This is a genomic window from Winogradskyella vidalii (assembly GCF_013403955.1).
Classification (GTDB): domain Bacteria; phylum Bacteroidota; class Bacteroidia; order Flavobacteriales; family Flavobacteriaceae; genus Winogradskyella; species Winogradskyella vidalii.
Genome location: NZ_JABFDG010000001.1, coordinates 327,069 through 348,666, shown reverse-complemented (window position 1 = coordinate 348,666; position 21,598 = coordinate 327,069). Strand labels below are relative to the sequence as shown.

Here is a 21,598-nt window from a genome sequence, read left to right as displayed (position 1 = left end):
AATACTACTTTGACTGAAAGTATAAAATTACAATGATATACATCAAAAGACTAATATTTCTTTTATTTATTGTGAGCTCCTGTCAATCTACAGGACAGCTAAAAATTGAGAACCGCATTGCTAAGGAATTAAAAGAAGTATCTGCTGCTGAAATTGCTAAAGATTCCGACATCATTTGGGTGATTCAAGATGCAGGAAACGACAATAACCTCATAGGATTAGATAACAACGGACAGATCGTTAGGAACATCTATATCAGCAATGCCAAAAACAAAGACTGGGAAGATTTAACGTCAGACAACCAAGGTCATATTTACATAGGTGATTTTGGAAACAACAACAAAAAACGCAAAACATTTAAAATCTATAAGGTTAATGACAACGATTTAAATACAGGTTCTGCTGTCGCTGAAGTCATTGAATTCTCTCTTCCTAAAAATCAAAAATCTGAAGATTTCGAGTCCTTTTTCATTTACAATAACTGCTTCTACATTTTTAGTAAAGAGAATAAAAAGTTTGTTGTTTTAAAAGTTAAAAATAACGTAGAAACACAGGTCGCTGAAGTACATTCTGAATATAAATTGAAAGGCAAAAACAATAAAATTACCTCAGCTGATATTAGCGAAGATGGTGAAACCGTTATTCTTCTCAATCACGATAAATTGTGGAAAATCACTAATTTTGAAAATGATGCGTTTTTCTCTGGAGATATCACTGAAGTAGACTTTGACCACGACTCTCAAAAAGAAGGCATTTGTTTTAAAACGGACGCAACTGTTATCATCACAGATGAAAGAAAACATTCAGAAGGAGGTTATATCTATTCTTTCAATTTGAATTAACCTATATTTCATTTCCCGAAGTATTCACTTGTCGTAACTTTGAAACAAAAGCATTTATAACTTCAATATCTGCTTCATTTTTATGATTGTCTAAGGCATCTTTTTCGAGATTCTGTATTTCCTTAACAATGATTTCATTGTAGTTTCCAATTAACACATCATTGTTTTGTAGTAAATATTGTAGCATTAAAAAAAGCTTCTGTACAATAATAATATCGTGCTTACAATAGGTTCTAAGCGATGCCATTACGTTATAAAGCAACTGCTCAAAACTTACCGTTTTTATAGATATAAGCGCGGTATCATCCTCATTAAAATAATAACTTTTATCTTTCTTAGTCATCCGCAATGCGAATAATTCAGTGAGATAATCGATACAATTAATACAGGTTCCTGGATCGTTAATACCAGGCGACATGGCTTTTAGAGCAATTTCAGTGATTTGTTTAAAAGCAAGCACGTAGTTATCTTCTATAAGTTCACTATTAGAAAATGTTATAGTTTTAGTTAATTGTTTTTCTAAGTCATCATCGCTATGACCTTTATATTTCAGAATCGGGATGCCTTTTAAAACATAAGCGCCTTTAATAGGCACAATCTCAATTTTTAACTGATGCTCTTCTGCTAAATCGGCTAAAGAATTTAAATTTACATCTTGCATATAACCCGTTGAATCTGCCATAACATGGTTCCAATTTGAAGTATCTTCAAACGCTGTGTCATTATGTTTTTCGTCTTCAATCAATTTGTCTAATCGAACCTTAGCTTTCTTAAAGATTTTATCCATTATGGTATTTACTTGAATTTCTTGTGAAATAGAGTGAATAAAATAAATGAAAGACCCCAAACTCAAAGTCATAAATACAATGCTTAGCAACACAGAAAAACCAGGCAATTGGTATTTGTCACCTTGAGGTGTTATGGACACCAAGGTAAAGATGCAATACAATAATGTGGAATTATAAATCCCTAAAATAATTTGATGCCGTCTATTGGAAATTAATCCCGGAAGCAATCGCGGTGAAAAGTTACTTGACGCCTGATTCAATAAAATCATTACCATTGAAAAACTAAACACCATGATTGAAATTAGGCCTGCAATAAATGTGGTGAGTAAACTTCTAGCGGTTTCCGTATTATTAACCACTAAAATTGGTGCATGTTCAACGAGGTATTTAGAGATACCTTTACTTTCTAAATAAATCATGAAGAATGCAAAAAGCATCCCAAAAAGACTAATAATTGAGGGATAAAAAGCAATATTACTTTCTAACTTATCTAATGATTTTAGGATTTTGTAGATGTACTTCTTCACGCTTAAGAGTTCTAACACTAATCATCATTGAAAAAAATTTTTCAATTCAGCCTCAAGAAACACCTTTATAAGTGAATCACTTAACCCAAACGCATTAGGTTTTAATCGGTATCATTTTGTCCACAAACTATCTGTGAAGTAATGTTTACAATCTAAAAAGTTGTTTTCTACAGTAAACTCGGCATGGTTTGCTAACTCGCTAATCTCTTCTAAGGCATATTTTTTAGACAGTTCGGTCCAGATTAATTCGTCATAATCCAAATGAATAACCTCGTTTATAGCCTTAAGATGCACCGTTTGTTTTCTAAGACTAACGATGTAGCTTTTTACATTTCCGGTGGTTGGATTGTAATAGCAGTAAAAATCAAAATCATCAATTTTAAAATCAGCATCTAATTCTCTGTTAATTCTGATTAATAAATTCAGATTAAACCGTTTAGTTATACCATGTTTATCATAATACGCATTATGAATAATAATTGGATTTTTCTTCAAGTCAAAACCAATTAACAGCTTGTCACCTGTTTTCATGTTTTCGTTAAAAAGCTGCAGCAATTCTTTGGCTCTTTCTTCTAAATAATTTCCAATATTCCCACCCAAGAACAATAATAAACTAGGATAATCACTTTGCTTATTCTCCTTTAAAATTTCAAAGTAATCACCGACTTTAGGATGTATTTTTAAGCTTGGTAATTTTTCTTTGAGCCGCTGTGTGAGGATATCTATGGCTTCTTGAGAAATATCTATTGGCACATAATGGAAATCCACGTCATTTTGCACCAAATATTCTAAAAGTTTAAATGTTTTAAAACCATCACCAGCACCCAATTCTACAATATTAAAAGGCCCTGAAAACTTTAAGGCTTCAAAAATTTGTTTGGATTGCATAGACAAAATCTCAAACTCAGCATTGGTGGGATAATATTCTGGCATATTCATTATTTCTTGAAATATGCGACTCCCGTTATCGTCGTAAAAATACTTAGATGGCAAGTGTTTATTTTTGGCAGTTAAGCCCTTAAGCACATCATTTGCGAAGTTATCTGTCATTTATCTTGCTAATCTAATTCCTGAAAATAGCCAACGCATGTCTGGCTGAAAAAAGTTTCTATAAGTTGGTCTGCAATGGTTTTTTGAAGTCGCTACTGAACCACCTCGCAACACCATTTGATTCACCATAAATTTACCATTATACTCACCAAGCGCACCATCTACTTTAGTATAATTAGGATACGGCAAATAGGCACTGTTAGTCCATTCCCAAAGCTGACCATAATTAAATTTATGCGATGCCACTTCCCATTCAAACTCGGTTGGCAAACGCATGCCTTTCCATTGTGCAAAGGCATATGCTTCGTAAAATGTGATATGAGTTACCGGCAAATCACCATCAACCTCAGCAAAACCATTGAGTGTGTACTGCATCCATGTTCCATCGACGCGATGCCAATATAAAGGTGCTTCTAAATTGTTATTTTGAACATAATCCCAACCCTCAGCATGCCAATGATTAAAATCTTTATAACCACCTGCAGCTATAAATTCAATATACTCTGAATTGGTGACGAGTTGATTTGAGACTTCAAAATCATGAAGATACGCTTTGTGCCTTCCTAATTCATTATCAAAACAAAAGCCTTCACCTTTATGACCAATTTCATAAACACCTTCTTTAATTTGAAGAAATTCTTGTGGTTCATTGTCAGCTTGTAACTGGATTTTATAATCTAAAACTGGAAATGAAGGTTGATTCCCGAAAATATATTTGATATCGTAAATTAATAACTCTTGATGCTGCTGCTCGTGCTGTAAACCAATCTCTATAATATTTGAAACGGCTTCAGAAGTTCCATTAGAAATAAATTCTGAAAGTTGTGCATTTACATAAGCTCTATAATCGAGAACTTCCTGTAATGTTGGCCGTGTCATTAAGCCACGTTCAGCTCTCATGACCCGTTTACCAACGTTATTGTAATAACTATTAAAGTAATAGGCAAAATCATCGTTAAACACTATATAATCTGCTTTATATTCAGAAAGTATAAATTGCTCAAAAAACCAAGTGGTATGTGCCAAATGCCATTTGGGTGGTGACACAAATTCTGCGGGTTGGATGGATACATCTTCCGCCTGAAGCGATATACAAATCAGTTCTGTTTGATGCCTAACGTCTAAAAAGCGTTCTTTAGTTATGGTATGGTTTGTTATTGTTTCCACGTTTAATCTATAGTATTTCAGTTTCAAAAATGACTTCACTTGCTATGGTTTTGTGCACAGGGCAACGCGAGGAAATTTCTTTTAAACGGTCTTTTTGTTCTGTTGTTAAATCACCAACAAATTTTAATTTTTTGCTAATGTGGTCTAGGTATTTTGGCTGCTCTGTAACAAGATTTAAATCATCACTATGTTTTCTAGAGTGTGATATATAAACATAGACCTCTCTTAAATCCCATTTTTTTCGTTCGGCATACATTTTTAAGGTCATTACTGTACACGCTGCTAATGCGGCATTGAGATATTCATATGGTGAAGGTCCAAAATCACTTCCTCCAACACTTGCAGGTTCATCGGCAATAAACGCATGATTTTTAGTCTGAATTTCGGTAGTAAAGTTATTTTCAACAATGTTTAAGTGTCCAACGAGTTGCTCACCTTCGGTACTTAACATTTTATTTTTAGCCTTAGGAAAATAACGCTTTGCCCACGTGCCTATAAGTTCACCAACATATTGGCTATCTTCTTCTTTAGTTAATAAATGATCCGCATTATCTAAAGTTACAAAACTCTTTGGATGGTGTGCCTTTTTGTATAATTGCTCAGCGTTTTCAATACCCACTATTTTATCGAAAGGCGCATGCATAATCAATAAAGGTTTACGCAAATCTTTAACTACGGTAGGCAAGTCCGTTTTATCAAATTCTTCAACAAAATCTTGGTTGATAACAAATGGACGACCACCAATATTTACTTCTACATCTCCTTTTTCTGCAGAGTCCTCAACCTGATGCGAAAATAAATGCTTTACATGATTTACTGTTGATGGCGCACCTACAGTAGCAACTGCTTTTACTGTTTCAAGCTTTGAAGCCGCCACTAATACGGCTGCTCCGCCTAAAGAATGTCCAACAAGTAAACTTGGCGCTTGATAGTGTTGTTCCATATATTCATGAACATCTAATAAGTCATCTACATTTGCAGAAAAATGACTGTCCGCAAATTCGCCTTCACTTCGACCTAAACCTGTAAAATCGAAACGCAACACCGCAAATCCGTTTTGAGTTAATGCTCTACTCACATTTCTTACAGCACTTAGACTGCTGCTGCAGGTAAAACAATGTGCGAAAATGGCATAGTAATTTGGTTTTTGATTGGCTGGCAATTCTAAATTAGCATTGAGAGTAATTCCTTTTCGATTTTTTATCTTGAGTTTTGTGCTTTTCATAACCTAATTTTAATCTTCAATTGTTACACCTCTCCAAAAAGCGACATGGTTTTTAATCCCCTTTGCCAATTCTGACACTTCTGGATAAAACCAAGCAGCATCTTTGTTTTCCTTACCATCAACCTCTATCGTATAGTACGACGCTGTGCCTTTCCATGGGCATACAGAGTTTAAGTCACTTGGTTTAAAAAATTCCTTTTTTATACTATCGTGAGGAAAATAATGATTTCTTTCTATGACTATCGTGTCATTACTTTCTGCTATCACTTTATTATTCCAAATTGCTTTCATCTTAATTGTTTTTATATCAGATAGAAACTTTAATCTTGCTATATTTAGGGCCACTTAATTTCTATCTATATTCCGGATTTTCAAAAGACCAATGTGTACCACTGTCCCATGCCTCTCGAGAATTACCGTAATTACTATACCCTTTATTTTCTTTCAATAGTTTTGCCAAGTGTAAAAGATTATAAGTCATAAATGTGGTGTTTCTATTGGTGAATTCAGAATCAAAACCTACTGGTGGATTAATGCTTTTATCTTTCCATTTGGTATCGCCATAACTTGGTCCTGGTCCTACTTCCCCAATCCATCCACAATCGGCTTGCGGTGGAATAGAATAACCGACATGCTGCAGCGAATACAATATTCCCATAGCACAGTGTTTTACGCCATCTTCATTACCCGTTACCATACATCCTCCTACTTTACCGTAAAACACATATTGGCCTTTATCGTTGGTTTCTCCGCTCATAGCATACAAACGTTCAATTAACTTTTGCGCTTCAGAAGATTTTTCACCTAACCAAATTGGTGTTCCTACGATTAAAACATCGGCTTCACTCACTTTTTCGTAAATACTTGGCCAGTCGTCTTTTTCCCAACCGTGTTCTGTCATATCTGGATACACACCAGCAGGGACATCTAAATCTATAAGTCGAATCGTTTCAAAAGATACGTTCTCCTTTTTTAAAATATTTTGAGAGACTTCCATCAGTGTTTCTGTATGACTTTCAGCAGGTGATTTCTTTAATGTGCAATTGATGTATAATACTTTGAGTTGTGAAAAATCCATAGTTCTGTTTTTTTAAATTAAAAATTAAGAGCTGCAACTCAGCATAGAGCAACCTACTTTATGTCGTGCCCACTCTGGGCGTTTAGCAAACCATTTTTCGTGCTGTGGTTGCTCATCATATGGTCTTTTTAATAGTTGAAATAATTCATCTACCAAACCATAATCACCCTCATCCGCTTTATCGATAGCTAATTGTGCCATATAATTTCTAAGCACATATTTTGGGTTTACAGCATTCATGTTTTGTTGACGTTCTGAATCTGTAATTGTCTCCTTCTGTAAGCGTTGGTCGTAAGCTTTGAACCAAACTTTCCATTGCATTAAATTATCTTCGGTTAATGCTTCAGGTTTATAGAATGCGTTTTCTATGATTTCTATGCCATTGTCCGGATTATCTTTCTTGTAGTTCGCTAATAATCGGAATGCTATAGTCATATCGGTTTCAGACAACAATAAACAATCTTCAAAATCTTGTATCAATTTGGCATCGTCCTCAAGTTCTACTTGCAACCCTAATTTAAATCGCATCATTTGAAGGGATTGCTTTTCAAAATCAACTTGATACTGATTTAAAATAGCTTCAATCGGTTCGGCTTCTTCAATTAACGGATATAAGGCATTGGCGAGTTGCAGCAAATTCCAAAGTCCAATATTAGGTTGGTTACCAAAACGGTAGCGTTTATTCTGTTTGTCTGTAGTGTTGGGCGTCCATCCAAAATCAAAATCTTCGAGCCATCCATAAGGGCCATAGTCTATGGTTAAGCCCAAAATAGACATGTTATCGGTATTCATCACACCATGCACAAAACCAACACGTTGCCAATGGATAATCATATCTAAAGTGCGTTGTGTCACGGCTTCAAAAAGTTTAATGTATGTTTCTTTTGAAGGTTTACCCAATTCTGGATAAAAGTATTTTAGGGTATAGTCCGTTAGTTTTTTGAGGTTTTTAATATCATTTCGTGCTGCAAATAGTTCAAAATTACCATAGCGAATAAAACTCGGTGCTACTCTAGCGACGATAGCGCCTTTTTCGAAATCGACATTACCGTTATAGAGCATATCGCGTAAAACGTCATCTCCAGACAACATTAAACTTAACGCTCTTGTAGTGGGCACACCCAAATGATACATGGCTTCGCTGCATAAATACTCACGAATGGAAGAACGTAAAACCGCCAAACCATCACCTTGCCTTGAATAGGGTGTTTCACCAGAACCTTTTAGCTGAATAGCCCAACGTTTATTCTCTTGTTCTACTTCAAACAAATTAATTGCTCTACCATCTCCCAATTGCCCTGCCCAATTACCAAACTGATGACCAGCATAGGCCATAGCATAAGGTTTTGTTTTTGGATAAACTTTAGAGCCCGAAAAAACCTCTAAAAAGTCTTTTGAATTGATATCTTCTTCCTCTAAACCAATGGCATTTGCCATCTCTTTTGACGCATGAATTAATTTAGGCTGCGATGGAATTCTAGGGTTAACAAACGAATGTGTAGCCTCAGAGACTTGGCGTCTGCTATTATCCGTATTAGAATCTGAAGGTAACTCTTTATTAAAGGTGTCTTTTATGTGTAACTTCATCTATCTAATTTAGCATTTGAGTGACTTAAATATGGTACGTGATTTTAGCATTGCAATAAACCATTTAATATTACAATTATTTATAAAAATACGATTTCATATTAACTCATATGCTATTTCAACGGATTGAGCACTGTATATTTTAGTTAAAATTCTAAAATTATGAAGCAAAAAAGCCTCTAATGAGAGCGTTAGTTACACTACAAAACGATTAAAGATTGAATAACAGTATAGCTTCGATTATAAACTACTTCTTCTTCAGACTAATTGCAAATCCACCACCTTCGGCTAGTTGTACGCTTAATGTCGAACCCTTTTTAACTTCAATTTTTTCAATAGAAATATCTAACGGATTATTATCCCAATGCGCCTTATCTCCATCTTTATAGATAATCACTTCATAATCTTGATTGTCATCTAAAAAGTCAAAGTTTACCTCTAAGGTTCTAGTGTTTTCATCGGTAATACCACCCACAAACCAATTTCCGGTACCACGTTCTTTTCGGGCAATGGTCACATAATCACCAACTTCACCATTTAAAACTTTAGTGGTTTCCCAATCGACACCAACATCTTTGATAAATTGTAAAGGTTCTGGGTTGGCTTCGTAATGCTCTACTAAATCGGCAGCCATTTGTACCGGACTATAAATCACTACATACAAGGCTAATTGTTGAGCAATAGTGGTGTTAACTTGATTGTCTTTTTTATACTCATCAAATTTTATATTAAAAATACCTGGTGTAAAATCTATTGGTCCTGATAACATTCTTGTAAAGGCTACAATTGGTAAATGTTCTGGTGGATTTCCGCCATCTGTTGCCCACGCATTAAATTCTTGTCCGCGAAGACCTTCTCTAGAAATTATATTCGGATATGTTCTACGCAAACCTGTCGCTTTTATTGGCTCGTGAGCATTCACAGCAACTTCATATTTTGCCGCTTTAATGGCTGCATTGTTATATTGATTTACCATGTATTGCCCATGGTGATATTCACCTTTTGGTAAAATTTTACCAACATAACCAGATTTTACGGCATGCATGCCGTATTTCTGCATTAAAGCATAGGCTGTATCTTGTTGTTTTTCGTAGGTTTCGGTTGCTGCAGAGGTTTCATGATGCATTATAATTTGAACTCCTTTTTTATTGCCGTAACGCACAACTTCGTCTATATCATAATCTGGATATGGTGTTACAAAATCGAAAACACCTTCTCTATCTTCAAAACCAATCCAATGTTCCCAACCAGTATTCCAACCTTCAACTAAAACGCCTCCCATATTATTTTTGGCAGAGAAATCTATAAATCGCTTTACGTTTTCGGTATTGGCGCCATGAGTTCCATTAGATGTTCCACCATCTGTCCATGTACTCATATCTTGAGTCATTCCGTAATCCCAAGACGATTTCCCTAAGTGCATTTCCCACCAAACACCAGTATATTTCATCGGTTTAAACCAAGACACGTCACCTAGTTTATTCGGCTCGTTTAGATTAACAATAAGATTAGATTCAATTAAATCGGGAGCGTTATCTGTAATCTGAAGGGTTCGCCAAGGCGTATTAAACGGCATGGTTTTCTTCACCTTATAATCTGTGTTTTCTGAACCGACTAAATTACTTTTCAAGTTTAAATTTTCGGTGTCAACCTTTAAAGTCATTCCTGAATAATCTACTAAGGCCGCTTCATGAAAACTTAAATGTGTTCCATCACTTCCCACCATAGTAACCGGTGTATTTACAGCATTATCAGGAATGTAAGTTTGAGCCAAGTTTTTATGGTTTGCTAATTTTAAAGCATCAATTTCAGATAACTTCGTGGTGTTGTATAAATGCTCGTAGATATCCCAATCTCCAGGAATCCAAAAGGTTTTATAATCTTCTGTGAGGTTGAATTCGGTATGCTCTTCTGTTATAAAAACGTCTCCCGTTAAGTTAGGTTGCTCAGGAAATTCGTATCGAAACCCGAGACCATCATCGTACACTTTAAACACGATATTTAACAAACGTTCTGGACTCGCTTTTTCTTGAAGCTCGACTTTTAATTCGTGATAATTATTTACCACATCTAATTGTTCTCCCCAAGGCATTTGCCAAGTCTCATTTAAACTATAAGTACTGGAATTTTTAATATTAAAATTCGCACCAAAATCAGGTATATCTTTAAATTCAAAACCTAAATAAGACGTATCTATAACCGTTTTATTATTGAATTTCACGAGATAATAAGGTTGTCCTTCAATATTAACATTAAAATCGACTATCACTTTTTCATTTGGTGATGCAATTTGTGTGATTTGATTTTCTTCGGAATTGCATGAGACTAATGTTAATGCCATTGCTAAAATTGAAATGTAGATTTTCATGTATATATATTTTTAGTCCTATTTGATTTTTCGATGACTAGTTGTAGTCAAAGTCGAATAGGTTAATTTTAGTTTATTTGTTTTGCTTTTCTATGAGGCCTGCTAGGTTTGAAAAACCTGCTAGGTCTTAATTTCTTCAATTTATGTTTAGTTTACACCCCTAAAGTCCCCTCAAGGGGACAGTCCCCCTATTCATCTGAGTGCATTGCCCCCTTAAGGGGACTTTACGGGTATTCTTTTCTACTTTCAAGACCTGCTGGTTTACAAAACCTGCTAGGTCAGTGTCTGTAATTAATTTATTGCTTCTCTAATAAAACAACTTCAAAATCGGTATTTATAGTTACAGTTCCATTTTCTACGGTTGCTGTTTCCCCTGAATACGCATCACGAAGCATTACTCTTTCTTGAAAAACTTTAGAAACATCAATTACTTTTTCTCCTTTTTTAAGATCTAAACCAATCACTACTTTATCTTTAAAATCCCCAACTTGGTAAGTTCTATAAAAATAATAAGGTGCTTCTATAATCATTTGATGTTTACCTGCTCCAACAGCAGGATGTTTTGCTCTAAATTGTCCTAATTTTTGCCAATGTGCTAAGACTTTTTGCGTGTTTGGATTGTTCGCTATGGAATCCCAATTCATAAATGAACGCAAAGTAGCATCGCCCTCTGTTTCTGCAATAATAAGTGATCGTGACGATTCATCACCGTAATAAACTTGTGACGTACCTGGTGATAACAAGAGTTTATTGGCCGTTTCAAAAGGTTTCTCTCTAGATGCATCAAACGGAATCCCGTCATCATGCGAGGTTAAATAATTAAGCGTTCCGAAACCTTTTAATTCATCATGTAAAATGGCATCGTAATGCTTAAATAAGTTTTCGTATCCTTTGTCTTTTGAATTGTATTTAAATTCAAAATTTATTAAACTTTGGAAACTAGGCGGATTAAAATAATTGACTTTTCGGTCCCCAAAATCAAATTCCTGACCAGTACTAACCCCATAATTATAGACTTCTCCTACAAGGTAAAAGTTGTTATCATCTATAACTTTTTCGGGATTATTTTTCTTGAATTCCGCAAACGCATAATCACATTCTACTTTAAATTCTTGCCAAACATACTCTTCAACATGTTTTACAGTATCTACTCTATAGCCATCAATACCAAACTCAGTAATATAATCTGTAAGCCACTTCATAATATAAAAACGAGGTGCTCTTGGGTGACCGGTACGTTCAAAAAAAGCATCGAGCTCTTTTACCTCTTGCTCATAACGGCCCTCTGCTTTCCATTTTTCAACCAATTGCGGTGGTAGTTCTACATTTTCGTTGCTTTCCGTTCTAATATCTGGCAAGTTAGCCACAAGTGTACAACTGACGGTATTTTCAAAATTATCATAAGAACATTGTTTATCGGTACGTACCCAATCCTCTGGCCACACAGGGTCTTTTTCAGTCACCGGACCAGTGTGATTAATAACAGCATCTAACACTATTCTTATCCCTTTAGCATGGGCTTCTTTTACCAATGCATGTAAATCTGCTTTGGTTCCAAAATTAGGATCCATATTTGTCCAGTCTTTAGTCCAATACCCATGATAACCATAGGTAAGACCTGTGCCTTCATCTGTTCCCCCATGGATTTGCTCTACAATTGGTGTCATCCAAATGGCATTAATTCCTAAGTCGGTAAAATAGCCTTCTTTAACTTTTTGTGTGATGCCCTTAATATCGCCTCCTTTAAAACCTCTTAATTTTGCGGTTGCTTTGGTTCTATCGAAATTAACATCATTAGACGTATCTCCGTTATTAAAGCGGTCTGTTAATAAAAAATAAAGGTTAGCACCTTCCCAAACAAATGGTGCTGATATAACCTCTGCTGTTGTTTCTACGACAGCAGTCTCTTTTTGGGTGTCTTTATTTTTGCAACTCAAAGTGATAAGAATTATGGTGAATAGAATTAGTTTTTTCATGTGTTTTTATTATTACTTCTCGATACAAATTTGTTCATGCTTCACAAATTCACTCGAAGTGACGGTTATTAATTATTTTTTAGACCTGCTAGGTTTTTGAAACCTGGTTAAATCAACTTTTAATACCTACAAGGTTTTTGAAACCTTGCAGGAAAGCGTATTCCTAATTAATTTTTAAAATAAACGACTCTAAGGGTTGGATATCAATTCTAACTTCGGCTTTACCATTTTCAACTTTTAACGTCGAAGTGTACTTATTATACAATTGATCTTTTACGTTGTATTCACCATCTTCAAGTTTTAGTTTTTCTACCAAATCTTCAGGAAGTTGCAACTCAAATCCATAGGTGTTATCAGCATTAAAATTTGAAATAATAATCAACTTCTCGTCTTCACTCCAACGCACAAACGATAATACTTTATCATTATACCATTCCGTATGTTGATGATTGTAATGCTGAATATCTTGATACTCTCCCATTAAAGCGGAACTATTAATCGTAAAATTCAATAAACGTTTGTAAAAGCCACGAAGCTCCTTTTCTTCTTTAGTAGATTGTCCGCCATCGAACTTTTTATCGTTAACCCAACGCACCTGACTAGGTACTGAGCCATAATCAAAAATTGAGGTTCGTGTTGGGTCGCCAAAACCTAAATCTTCAGCGCCTGCTTCTCCAAATTCCTGACCGAAATAAATCATGGTTGGTGCTGTTGACGAGGTTGCAGAGACCACCATCGCTGGTTTCCCTTTTGCTGCATTACCTGCAAAATCTGGACTGGCAATACGTTGTTCATCGTGGTTTTCTAAGAAATGAAGCATGTTGTGCTCAATATCCCGTAAATCATCTAAAATTGGTGGTACATTATTGGTGCTACCATGCCCTTGCATCACGTGTTTTAAGGTGTCGTATAACTGTACTTTGTCATATAAATAGTCCATTTTCCCTTTTCGAATGTAATCTCTATATAAACTTGGATTGTAAACCTCTGCTAATAAAAAAGCATCTGGATTTTCCATTTTTATAGCTGAATTCATATAACTCCAAAACTCTACAGGTACCATTTCTGCCATATCATAACGGAAACCATCGACACCTTTTTCGGTCCAGTACAACGCGATATCCTTGAATTTTATCCAAGAACTTGGAACCGTTTTACCTCTCCAGAATTCAAAGTGCTTTTTATAATCTTCATTATCGAAACCATCTGGTAATTCGTCAAAATCTTTTCTGCCTTCTGGAGAAATCCCGTAGTTTACTTTTACCGTTTCGTACCAATCGTTCATGTCTGGTTGCGATGCTCTAGAACCATTCCCTGTCCATTTTGCAGGAATTTCTTCAAACTTACTATCGGCCTTAGGATGCTGTTCTCCACCTAAAGGTTGGTAGCCATTTTTCCATTCCGGCACTACAAAAGCTTCACCTGGATTATAATAAAAATTGTTATTAACGTCATAGGTTTTTGTTTTATCGTCTTCGGCACCAAAATCGGTAGTTCCTTCCGGATTAGTGATACTATGGTAATTACGAGCAACGTGATTAGGAACGATATCGATAATCACTTTTAACCCTGCTTTATGCGAACGTTCAATTAAGGCTTCAAACTCTTCTAATCGATTGTCTACGTTAACCGCCAAATCTGGATTTACATTATAATAATCCTTAACCGCATATGGTGAACCTGCACGCCCTTTTACGATATCAGGGTCATCGTTAGAAATACCAAATTCGGTATAATCGGTAATCACATCGTGATGCGGAACACCTGTATACCAAATATGCGTAACACCTAAGTTTTTAATTTCTGCTAATGCCTTATCCGTAAAATCATTGAATTTTCCTACCCCGTTTTCTTCGAGTGTTCCCCAAGGTGTATTGTTAGTACTGGTATTCCCGAACAAACGTGTAAAAACTTGATAAACGACTTCTTTTTTCTTCATTTCCGCTTGAATTTCCTTTGATTTTGGCGCTACTTTTACTTCTTTTTTACATCCAACAAACACTGTAAAAACTAAAGCAATTAAGATAATATTTTTTAAGTGCATTCTATTATTTTTTTAGTTTGATTTTGATTTCTTTTACTTCTGAAGTATCCCAAGTTACAGGAACCGTCATTATATTAAATTCCGCATTATATTTAACAGCGACTTTCTTACCTGCAACCTTAACCTGTTTTGGTTTCTTTTGAATATTATGAATAATCAAGTCTATGGCTTTCGCTTTTGAAACATGACTTGAATCCGCACGCACTTCAAATTTGAATTGCAGATTAGTTGCTTTTAATTCGGCTTTAAAAGTCATTAATTGATAATTTTGCACATGAGCTTCAACACCATTATCATCATATAAATGGTACGTCGTTTTTGGTGTGTTGGAATCAAAATAATAGTGTAATTCAAGATTATCACTATTATAATCCGTTGTTGATTGTATTGATTTTGCCATCGGAATAATAGCACCTGCCCTTACAAAAGTTGGAATCGTATTTTCGTTTAGTTGAACTATTTTTGTTTGTCCACCTTCAATCTTTTCATCAGTATAAAAATCGCACCACGCATTTCCTTTTGGAAAATAAACCTCTTGTTCTGTTATGCTAGCTTCCAAAACTGGTGATACTAAAATATTATTCCCCCATAAATAAGTTTTTGAGTAATCGTATAACTGAAGATTATCTGCTTCTTCAAAAAATAGCGGTCGCATCAACGGTTTACCAGATTGGTTATTTTCATACACCAAGTTGTAATTGTAGGGCAATAATTTATAGCGTAATTCAATCGCTTCTTTGGCTAAAGCTTTTGCTTTCTCGCTTCTAAAAACAGGTTCACTAGGCACATCTTCTTGTGCATGTGGTCTAAAAATAGGATTAAACACGCCGTATTGCAACCAACGCACATACAACTCATCATCTAAATTATCGCCTGCAAATCCGCCTAAATCACTATGCATATAAGCCAAACCTTGCATGCCCATTTGTAGGGCAATTTCTGGTTGAGATTGTAAACCTCCCCAAGTTCTATTGACATCGCCAGACCATGGAACCATACCGTAACGTTGCGAACCCGAATAGCCAGCGCGCATTAAAATGAAGGGTCTTGTGTTTGGAAAATCGCGCTGATAACCTTCGTGGATGAGCCGTGCCCAATCGTGTCCGTAGATATTATGGACTTCATCTGCAGAACCGGTATGATGTTGTACCCAATTGGGATGCACTTCGGGCTCGCCCAAATCGCCCCACATACCTGCAACACCCATATTGGCGATATCTTTGTAAATATTCCAAAACCACTGTTCGCCTTCAGGTTTATAAATATCTATGAGTCCCGTGTTTCCAAAATAGAAATCGTATTTGGCTGGATTTCCAATAGAGTCCTTAGCTAATACGTCTTTTTCTACAGCTTCGTCCCATTTTTTAGACGTAGTTAAAACAAACGGTTCTGTGATGGTGATGGTTTTTACACCTTTATCATTTAGCCGTTTTACCATGCCTTCAAAATCGGGAAAGGAATCACGGAAGACTTCCAAATTCCCCATAGTGCCTTTTAACTCTTTTCCGAACCAATATAAATCGAGAATAATGGCATCCACAGGAATTTCTTCGTCTTTAAATTTAGCGATGGTCATTTCTACTTCTTCTTGTGAGTGATAGCCAAAACGACTTGAAAAATTACCTAAAGCCCAACGCGGTAACATGGGTTGTTTTCCTGTTAAATTAGTGTAATTATCCATCATATCCATCCAAGAATCACCTACGATGAGTTGATAGGTTTTTCTTCCTGATACGGTTTCATAGGTTAAAGTATTATCGCCTTTACTGTCTAAATCTAGGTAGCCAACTGGTGCATTATCGAAGTGAATCATGTATTTATTAGACGACAAGACTATTGGCATCGTATAGTTCATTAACTCACTATGTGTTTCGTAGCCATAATGTGCTCTATTATACAACGGCAAACGGTTGCCACGACGATTCATACCCAAAGCTCTAGCTCCTCCTCCGTAAAGCACTTCATCTTTAGTAAGGTTGAATTCTATTTTTTCGGTGGCATTTGCTACAATGTTACCTTGTACCATTTCCATAGGTTGGTGTTCACTTTTGAAATAGCCTCGTTTTTCGGATGTGATAAGTTGGTCTTTATAATAGTAGGCTATTTGAAACGGACTTTTAGTGATTGCAATATGAATACCGTCTGTACGGATTGCTATGGTTTTTTCATTTTCGGAAACTTCAAAGTTTGAAATATTGGGGCTTGCAATAACCGCATGAGAAATAGGGTTTATCTCCTCATCAATTGGAACAAAGGTGGTTTCTACACTATGAGAAGACAATGGTTTAATTAAATAATAACCATCACTCACTTTAATCGACACTTGTCCGCCATCGTGAATATTTTCAGCCTCTATAAACTTACGCTTTACATTTTGAGCCGTAATTGAAATCGTAAAAAATAGACTTATAACGAAGTAAATTATTTTTTTCATATTTAGCTTTTATACCTACACAGTTTTTCCACCTGCAGGACATGTATCTGTTTAGATGTTAAGACCTGCTAGATTTTAAAAATCTGCTAGGTCTTTTTAAAATTTAGTGGTCAATATTAAACTGCCTTTTTGATTTAGCACCAAACTATTATTCCATTTAACCTGTTCTTCTGTGATTATATTTTTCAAGATTTTACCATTGAGTCCCAACTCTTCAAACCGAGATAAATCTAAATCTTGAGTGTCTTCATTTTTATTAATGATGTGCACTACGGTTTCGTTCTCTGTCATTCTTGCTAAAACATAAACACCATCTTGTGGTCCAAAATGTATGGTTTTTCCATCATGGATTGCTTCACTTGATTTTCTATAGTTCAACAATTTTTTAAGATAAGCCTGCATGCCTTTTTGCGCATCAGATAGCCCTTCGCCAGTAAATGCATTAACGGTATCACCTGCCCATCCTCCTGGAAAATCGGTACGAATTAATCCGTGGTCACCAGGGTTATCAAAATCGTCCATTAAAATTTCGGTTCCGTAATAAATTTGAGGAATTCTTGGTATTGTTAATAGGTAACTTAAAGCCATTTTAGTGTTTCTGATATCACCATTAAATTCTGTATACACACGACTTTTATCATGGTTATCTAAAAATGCCATAATATCTTTTGGTGACGTATAAGCAAAGTCGTTGGCTAAGCCTTCATACATTTTTATGAGGCCTAGGTCCCATGACTCCTCTTCGTTTAAGGCATCGACAATATGTTTCTGCATGGCAAAATCCATGGTTGATTTTAAATTAGAATCGTAACCATCTGCATTTTTATGACCATCTTGCCAATAAGCAATTAGCAAAGGGTTGTAACTCCACTCTTCGCCTACAATAGAAAAATTAGGATATTCTTCCATTATTGAACCTGCCCAATTGCTCATAAACTCTTTATCTGGATAAGGATAGGTATCTTGCCGTATGCCTCCTAAACCTAAAGTTTCTACCCACCAAATACTATTCTGAATAATATAGTTAGCCATAAACGGATTCCGTTGATTTAAATCTGGCATACCAGAAACAAACCAACCATCTGTCATGCCTTGATTATCTTTTTTTGAAGCGTACAAATCTTGATTAGTAGTACGTCTGTGATTAGACGTTAGAGTTTTTTCATTGCTCCAATTATCTCTGTTTTTCTCGTAATTTCCTTGATAATTCACCCAATCTTTGAATGGTAAATCTTTCATCCACCAATGTTCTAACCCACAATGATTCGCTACTTGGTCCATAATGAGTTTCATCTCTCTAGAATCTAAATCTGAAGCCAATTTTTTATAGTCTTCTAAAGTTCCAAATCTTGGGTCTACTTTATAAAAATCGGTCATAGCATAACCATGATACGAACCACTTGGCATATCATTTATTAATACAGGACAAGGCCAAACGGCTGTAAATCCTAAGTCTTCTATATAATCTAAATGATTAGTTATCCCTTGTAAATCGCCACCATGCCGAGCATAATCTTCAGTTCTATCTATACCTTGTTCTAATAAACCCTTCACGAAATCATTATTAGGATTCGCATTTGCAAAACGGTCTGGTGTAATAAGGTAAGTAGCATCGGAACTATTAAAACCAACATAGTCTTCTGCTGCTTTTTCTCTTGATTTTAACTCATAGGTTTGAATTAATTCGGATTGGTCTCCAAGTTGAAATATAATATTGAATTGCCCTGCTTTTGCCGTTCCAGAAATCTCTAAATCTAAGAATAGATAATTAGGACTATCTGCTTTATGTGTTTCCACTAAGCTAACACCAGTATAATTAATTGTTGCTGTCGCTTTCCCAATATTAGGATGCTTTACCAATAATTGTACGTTTTTATTTTTGAAACCAATCCACCAATGAGGTGGCTCCACTTTTTCAATATCGTTTTGGATTTTAGTTACAGGTTCTGAAACCACTTTTTTCTCAGATGTGGTTTCTTGACACGAAAACACGATTGCAACTAGTAGCGTTAATAGAGTTAGTTTTAGCGTTTTCATTGTAATTGATTTTAAAAATGAAACAAGTCGTTATTGCAACCTTAAACAAATACCTACAAGTTAGATACTGAATCAAGTTCAGCACATGCCTTGTAGGATATTTTTTATTATAGACCTGCTAGGTTTTAAAAACCTGCTAGATCTTATTTAAATTAAACCGTTACAACATTATTTGTACTAATAGTAACCGGTTTTCCATTCACCAAAATCTGTAAATCTTTATCGCCTTCAAGCTTAAATTGTGTTTCATTTTGGTTAACACTGACTTTAATTATTTGGTGTCTAAAATTCACTTTAAAAGAATAACCTTCCCATTGTTCTGGGATTTTAGGTTCAAACGATAAGGTGTCATTTGTAACACGCATACCACCAAAACCTTCAACGATACTCATCCAAGTACCTGCCATTGAGGTGATGTGTAGACCTTCATGCACTTCGTGATTATAATCATCTAAATCTAAACGCGATGTTCGTAAATAGAAGGTATAAGCCTGTTCCATACGGTCTAACTTAGCAGCTTGTATACTGTGTACACAGGGCGATAATGAACTTTCATGAACGGTAAATGGCTCGTAAAAATCAAAATGACGTTCTAATTCTTCAGTTGAAAAATGATCTTCAAAGAAATAAAATCCTTGAAGCGTATCGGCTTGTTTAATGTAAGGCGAACGTAAAATTCTATCCCAAGACCATTTTTGGTTAATTGGGCGTTGGGTTTTATCTAAATCTTCAACTGTAATCAATTCTTTATCTAAGAAACCATCTTGCTGAAGGTAAATTTGATGCTCTTCAGAATATGGAAAATACATCTCATCTGCGACATTTTTCCAGAGTGCTAATTCTTCATGTGTAATTTTTGTTTTACCTGAAACTCTAGCGTAATCATCATTATAACCCTCTTTAACTTTTTCTATCATTTCAAGCGCATAATCAATACACCATTTCGCTATATAATTTGTGTACCAATTATTATTGATGTTGTTTTCGTATTCATTTGGCCCGGTTACACCAAGAATGACATATTTATTTTTATCAGTAGAGAAATTTGCTCTTTGATGCCAAAAACGTGCAATACCAATTAATACTTCGAGTCCCATTTCTGGAATGTAACTAAAGTCGCCTGTATACCTGTAATAGTTAAAAATCGCATAAGCAATAGCCCCATTTCTATGGATTTCTTCGAAGGTAATTTCCCATTCGTTGTGACTTTCTTCACCATTCATAGTCACCATAGGATATAACGCCGCACCATTAGTAAAGCCTAATTTTTCAGCGTTTTCAATAGCTTTATCAAGATGATTATAACGGTAAGTCAAGAGGTTTCTAGCTACTTCTTGATCTTTAGTAGCCATGTAAAATGGAATACAATAAGCTTCCGTATCCCAATAAGTACTACCGCCATATTTTTCGCCTGTAAATCCTTTGGGACCAATATTTAACGTTGCATCAGTACCTAAATACGTTTGGTTTAGATGGAAAATATTAAAACGAATCCCTTGTTGTGCTTTCACATCACCTTCAATGGTGATATCTGCCATATCCCAAATATTAGCCCAAGCTTGTTTTTGGTCGTCTAATAATTTTGAAAAACCTGCAGTTGTGGCTTGCTCTAAAACTGATTTTGCAGCAACAACTAATTCGTTTTTGTCGTGATTACGATCTACGGTATACCCAGCAAACTTATGAATAGAAAACGTTTCGCCTTTAACCACCTTTTGCGAATAAGAAAATACAATTGTTGTTTCGGTTGCTTCTTTTTCTGAAGGAATTTGAACTTGGGTGCCATTATGAAACAATTGAGATTCCATAAATGTACAAGTGTAAAACTCAGTCTTCATGGTTTTAGATTCTATAAAGGCTTTTTCACCATCTTGAGATACTTTTAATAAATCCCAAAATTTATCATCCCAGTTGGTATCCTCATTAGTAATACCACCATCTAAGTAAGGTTGGTAAGTGATTGTCGCATCAGCATTTAATGGCTTCACGGAATAATCAATAGCTCCTAATTCGTCTTTATCTAAACTTAAAAAGCGCTTCACATTAATCTCAACCTCAATGTCATTTTGAAGCGTTGCTACAAAACTACGCGAAAGCCAACCTTCTTTCATGTTCAGTTCTCGACGAAAGTTTTTTACGTTTTTACAGGTGTATAAATCTAAAGCCTCACCGTTAATAGAAACATTAATTCCAATCCAATTAGGTGCATTTAATACTTTTGCAAAATACTCTGGATAGCCATTTTTCCACCAACCTACTCTGGTTTTATCAGGGTAATAAACGCCTGCAATATAGCTTCCTTGAAAGGTGGGGCCTGAGTATTTTTCTTCGAAATTGGCACGTTGTCCCATAGCACCATTTCCGATACTGAACAAACTTTCTGATGCTTTTACTTGTTGAGGATCGAATCCTTCTTCTAAGATTGACCAATTGTTTGGTATGATATAATCTAGATTCATTGTGATAATATTTTTA

At 35.4% G+C, this 21,598-nt stretch carries 14 protein-coding genes; 1 reads left to right on the top strand and 13 read right to left on the bottom strand.

Annotated elements, in window-relative coordinates; all coding sequences use genetic code 11:
• Positions 1 to 32 precede the first annotated feature (32 nt).
• The gene (locus HM982_RS01350) at positions 33 to 842 is read left to right on the top strand and encodes a hypothetical protein (RefSeq protein ID WP_179351324.1); all 810 of its coding nucleotides are present in this window, start codon (positions 33 to 35) and stop codon (positions 840 to 842) included.
• 1 nt (position 843) lies between these two features.
• On the opposite strand, the gene HM982_RS01345 is transcribed toward HM982_RS01350, so the two are convergent.
• The 13 genes from HM982_RS01345 to HM982_RS01285 form a co-directional block, all read right to left on the bottom strand.
• The gene (locus HM982_RS01345; protein ID WP_317167412.1) at positions 844 to 2,157 is read right to left on the bottom strand and encodes a DUF2254 domain-containing protein; all 1,314 of its coding nucleotides are present in this window, start codon (positions 2,155 to 2,157) and stop codon (positions 844 to 846) included.
• A 111-nt stretch (positions 2,158 to 2,268) separates the two neighbouring features.
• Entirely contained in the window at positions 2,269 to 3,207 is a 939-nt protein-coding gene (locus HM982_RS01340) for an L-histidine N(alpha)-methyltransferase (RefSeq protein WP_179351323.1), read from the bottom strand.
• Positions 3,208 to 4,365: an ergothioneine biosynthesis protein EgtB gene (egtB, locus tag HM982_RS01335; RefSeq protein ID WP_179352349.1), complete on the bottom strand. Its 1,158-nt coding sequence runs from the start codon at positions 4,363 to 4,365 to the stop codon at positions 3,208 to 3,210.
• Positions 4,366 to 4,381: 16 nt separating this feature from the next.
• The gene (locus tag HM982_RS01330; RefSeq protein WP_179351322.1) at positions 4,382 to 5,599 is read right to left on the bottom strand and encodes a bifunctional alpha/beta hydrolase/OsmC family protein; all 1,218 of its coding nucleotides are present in this window, start codon (positions 5,597 to 5,599) and stop codon (positions 4,382 to 4,384) included.
• Between the two features lie 9 nt (positions 5,600 to 5,608).
• Positions 5,609 to 5,890: a DUF427 domain-containing protein gene (locus tag HM982_RS01325; protein WP_179351321.1), complete on the bottom strand. Its 282-nt coding sequence runs from the start codon at positions 5,888 to 5,890 to the stop codon at positions 5,609 to 5,611.
• A gap of 61 nt (positions 5,891 to 5,951) precedes the next feature.
• On the bottom strand, positions 5,952 to 6,677 hold the full coding sequence (locus HM982_RS01320; RefSeq protein ID WP_179351320.1) for a flavodoxin family protein: 726 nt from the start codon (positions 6,675 to 6,677) through the stop codon (positions 5,952 to 5,954).
• A 24-nt stretch (positions 6,678 to 6,701) separates the two neighbouring features.
• Positions 6,702 to 8,264, bottom strand: coding sequence for a protein adenylyltransferase SelO (locus HM982_RS01315; protein WP_179351319.1), 1,563 nt, complete (start codon positions 8,262 to 8,264; stop codon positions 6,702 to 6,704).
• Positions 8,265 to 8,511: 247 nt separating this feature from the next.
• On the bottom strand, positions 8,512 to 10,632 hold the full coding sequence (locus HM982_RS01310) for a glycoside hydrolase family 97 protein (RefSeq protein WP_179351318.1): 2,121 nt from the start codon (positions 10,630 to 10,632) through the stop codon (positions 8,512 to 8,514).
• A 296-nt stretch (positions 10,633 to 10,928) separates the two neighbouring features.
• The gene (locus HM982_RS01305) at positions 10,929 to 12,608 is read right to left on the bottom strand and encodes an alpha-amylase family glycosyl hydrolase (RefSeq protein ID WP_179351317.1); all 1,680 of its coding nucleotides are present in this window, start codon (positions 12,606 to 12,608) and stop codon (positions 10,929 to 10,931) included.
• A gap of 163 nt (positions 12,609 to 12,771) precedes the next feature.
• Positions 12,772 to 14,652 carry an alpha-amylase family glycosyl hydrolase gene (locus HM982_RS01300; RefSeq protein ID WP_179351316.1) on the bottom strand — a complete coding sequence of 627 codons (1,881 nt, stop codon included), beginning with the start codon at positions 14,650 to 14,652 and terminating at the stop codon, positions 12,772 to 12,774.
• A 4-nt stretch (positions 14,653 to 14,656) separates the two neighbouring features.
• Positions 14,657 to 17,086, bottom strand: a complete 2,430-nt coding sequence (locus HM982_RS01295) for a glycoside hydrolase family 31 protein (RefSeq protein WP_179351315.1) — start codon at positions 17,084 to 17,086, stop codon at positions 14,657 to 14,659.
• Between the two features lie 96 nt (positions 17,087 to 17,182).
• The gene (locus HM982_RS01290) at positions 17,183 to 19,123 is read right to left on the bottom strand and encodes a glycoside hydrolase family 13 protein (protein ID WP_179351314.1); all 1,941 of its coding nucleotides are present in this window, start codon (positions 19,121 to 19,123) and stop codon (positions 17,183 to 17,185) included.
• A gap of 152 nt (positions 19,124 to 19,275) precedes the next feature.
• The gene (locus HM982_RS01285) at positions 19,276 to 21,582 is read right to left on the bottom strand and encodes a glycoside hydrolase family 65 protein (protein WP_179351313.1); all 2,307 of its coding nucleotides are present in this window, start codon (positions 21,580 to 21,582) and stop codon (positions 19,276 to 19,278) included.
• Positions 21,583 to 21,598 lie beyond the last annotated feature (16 nt).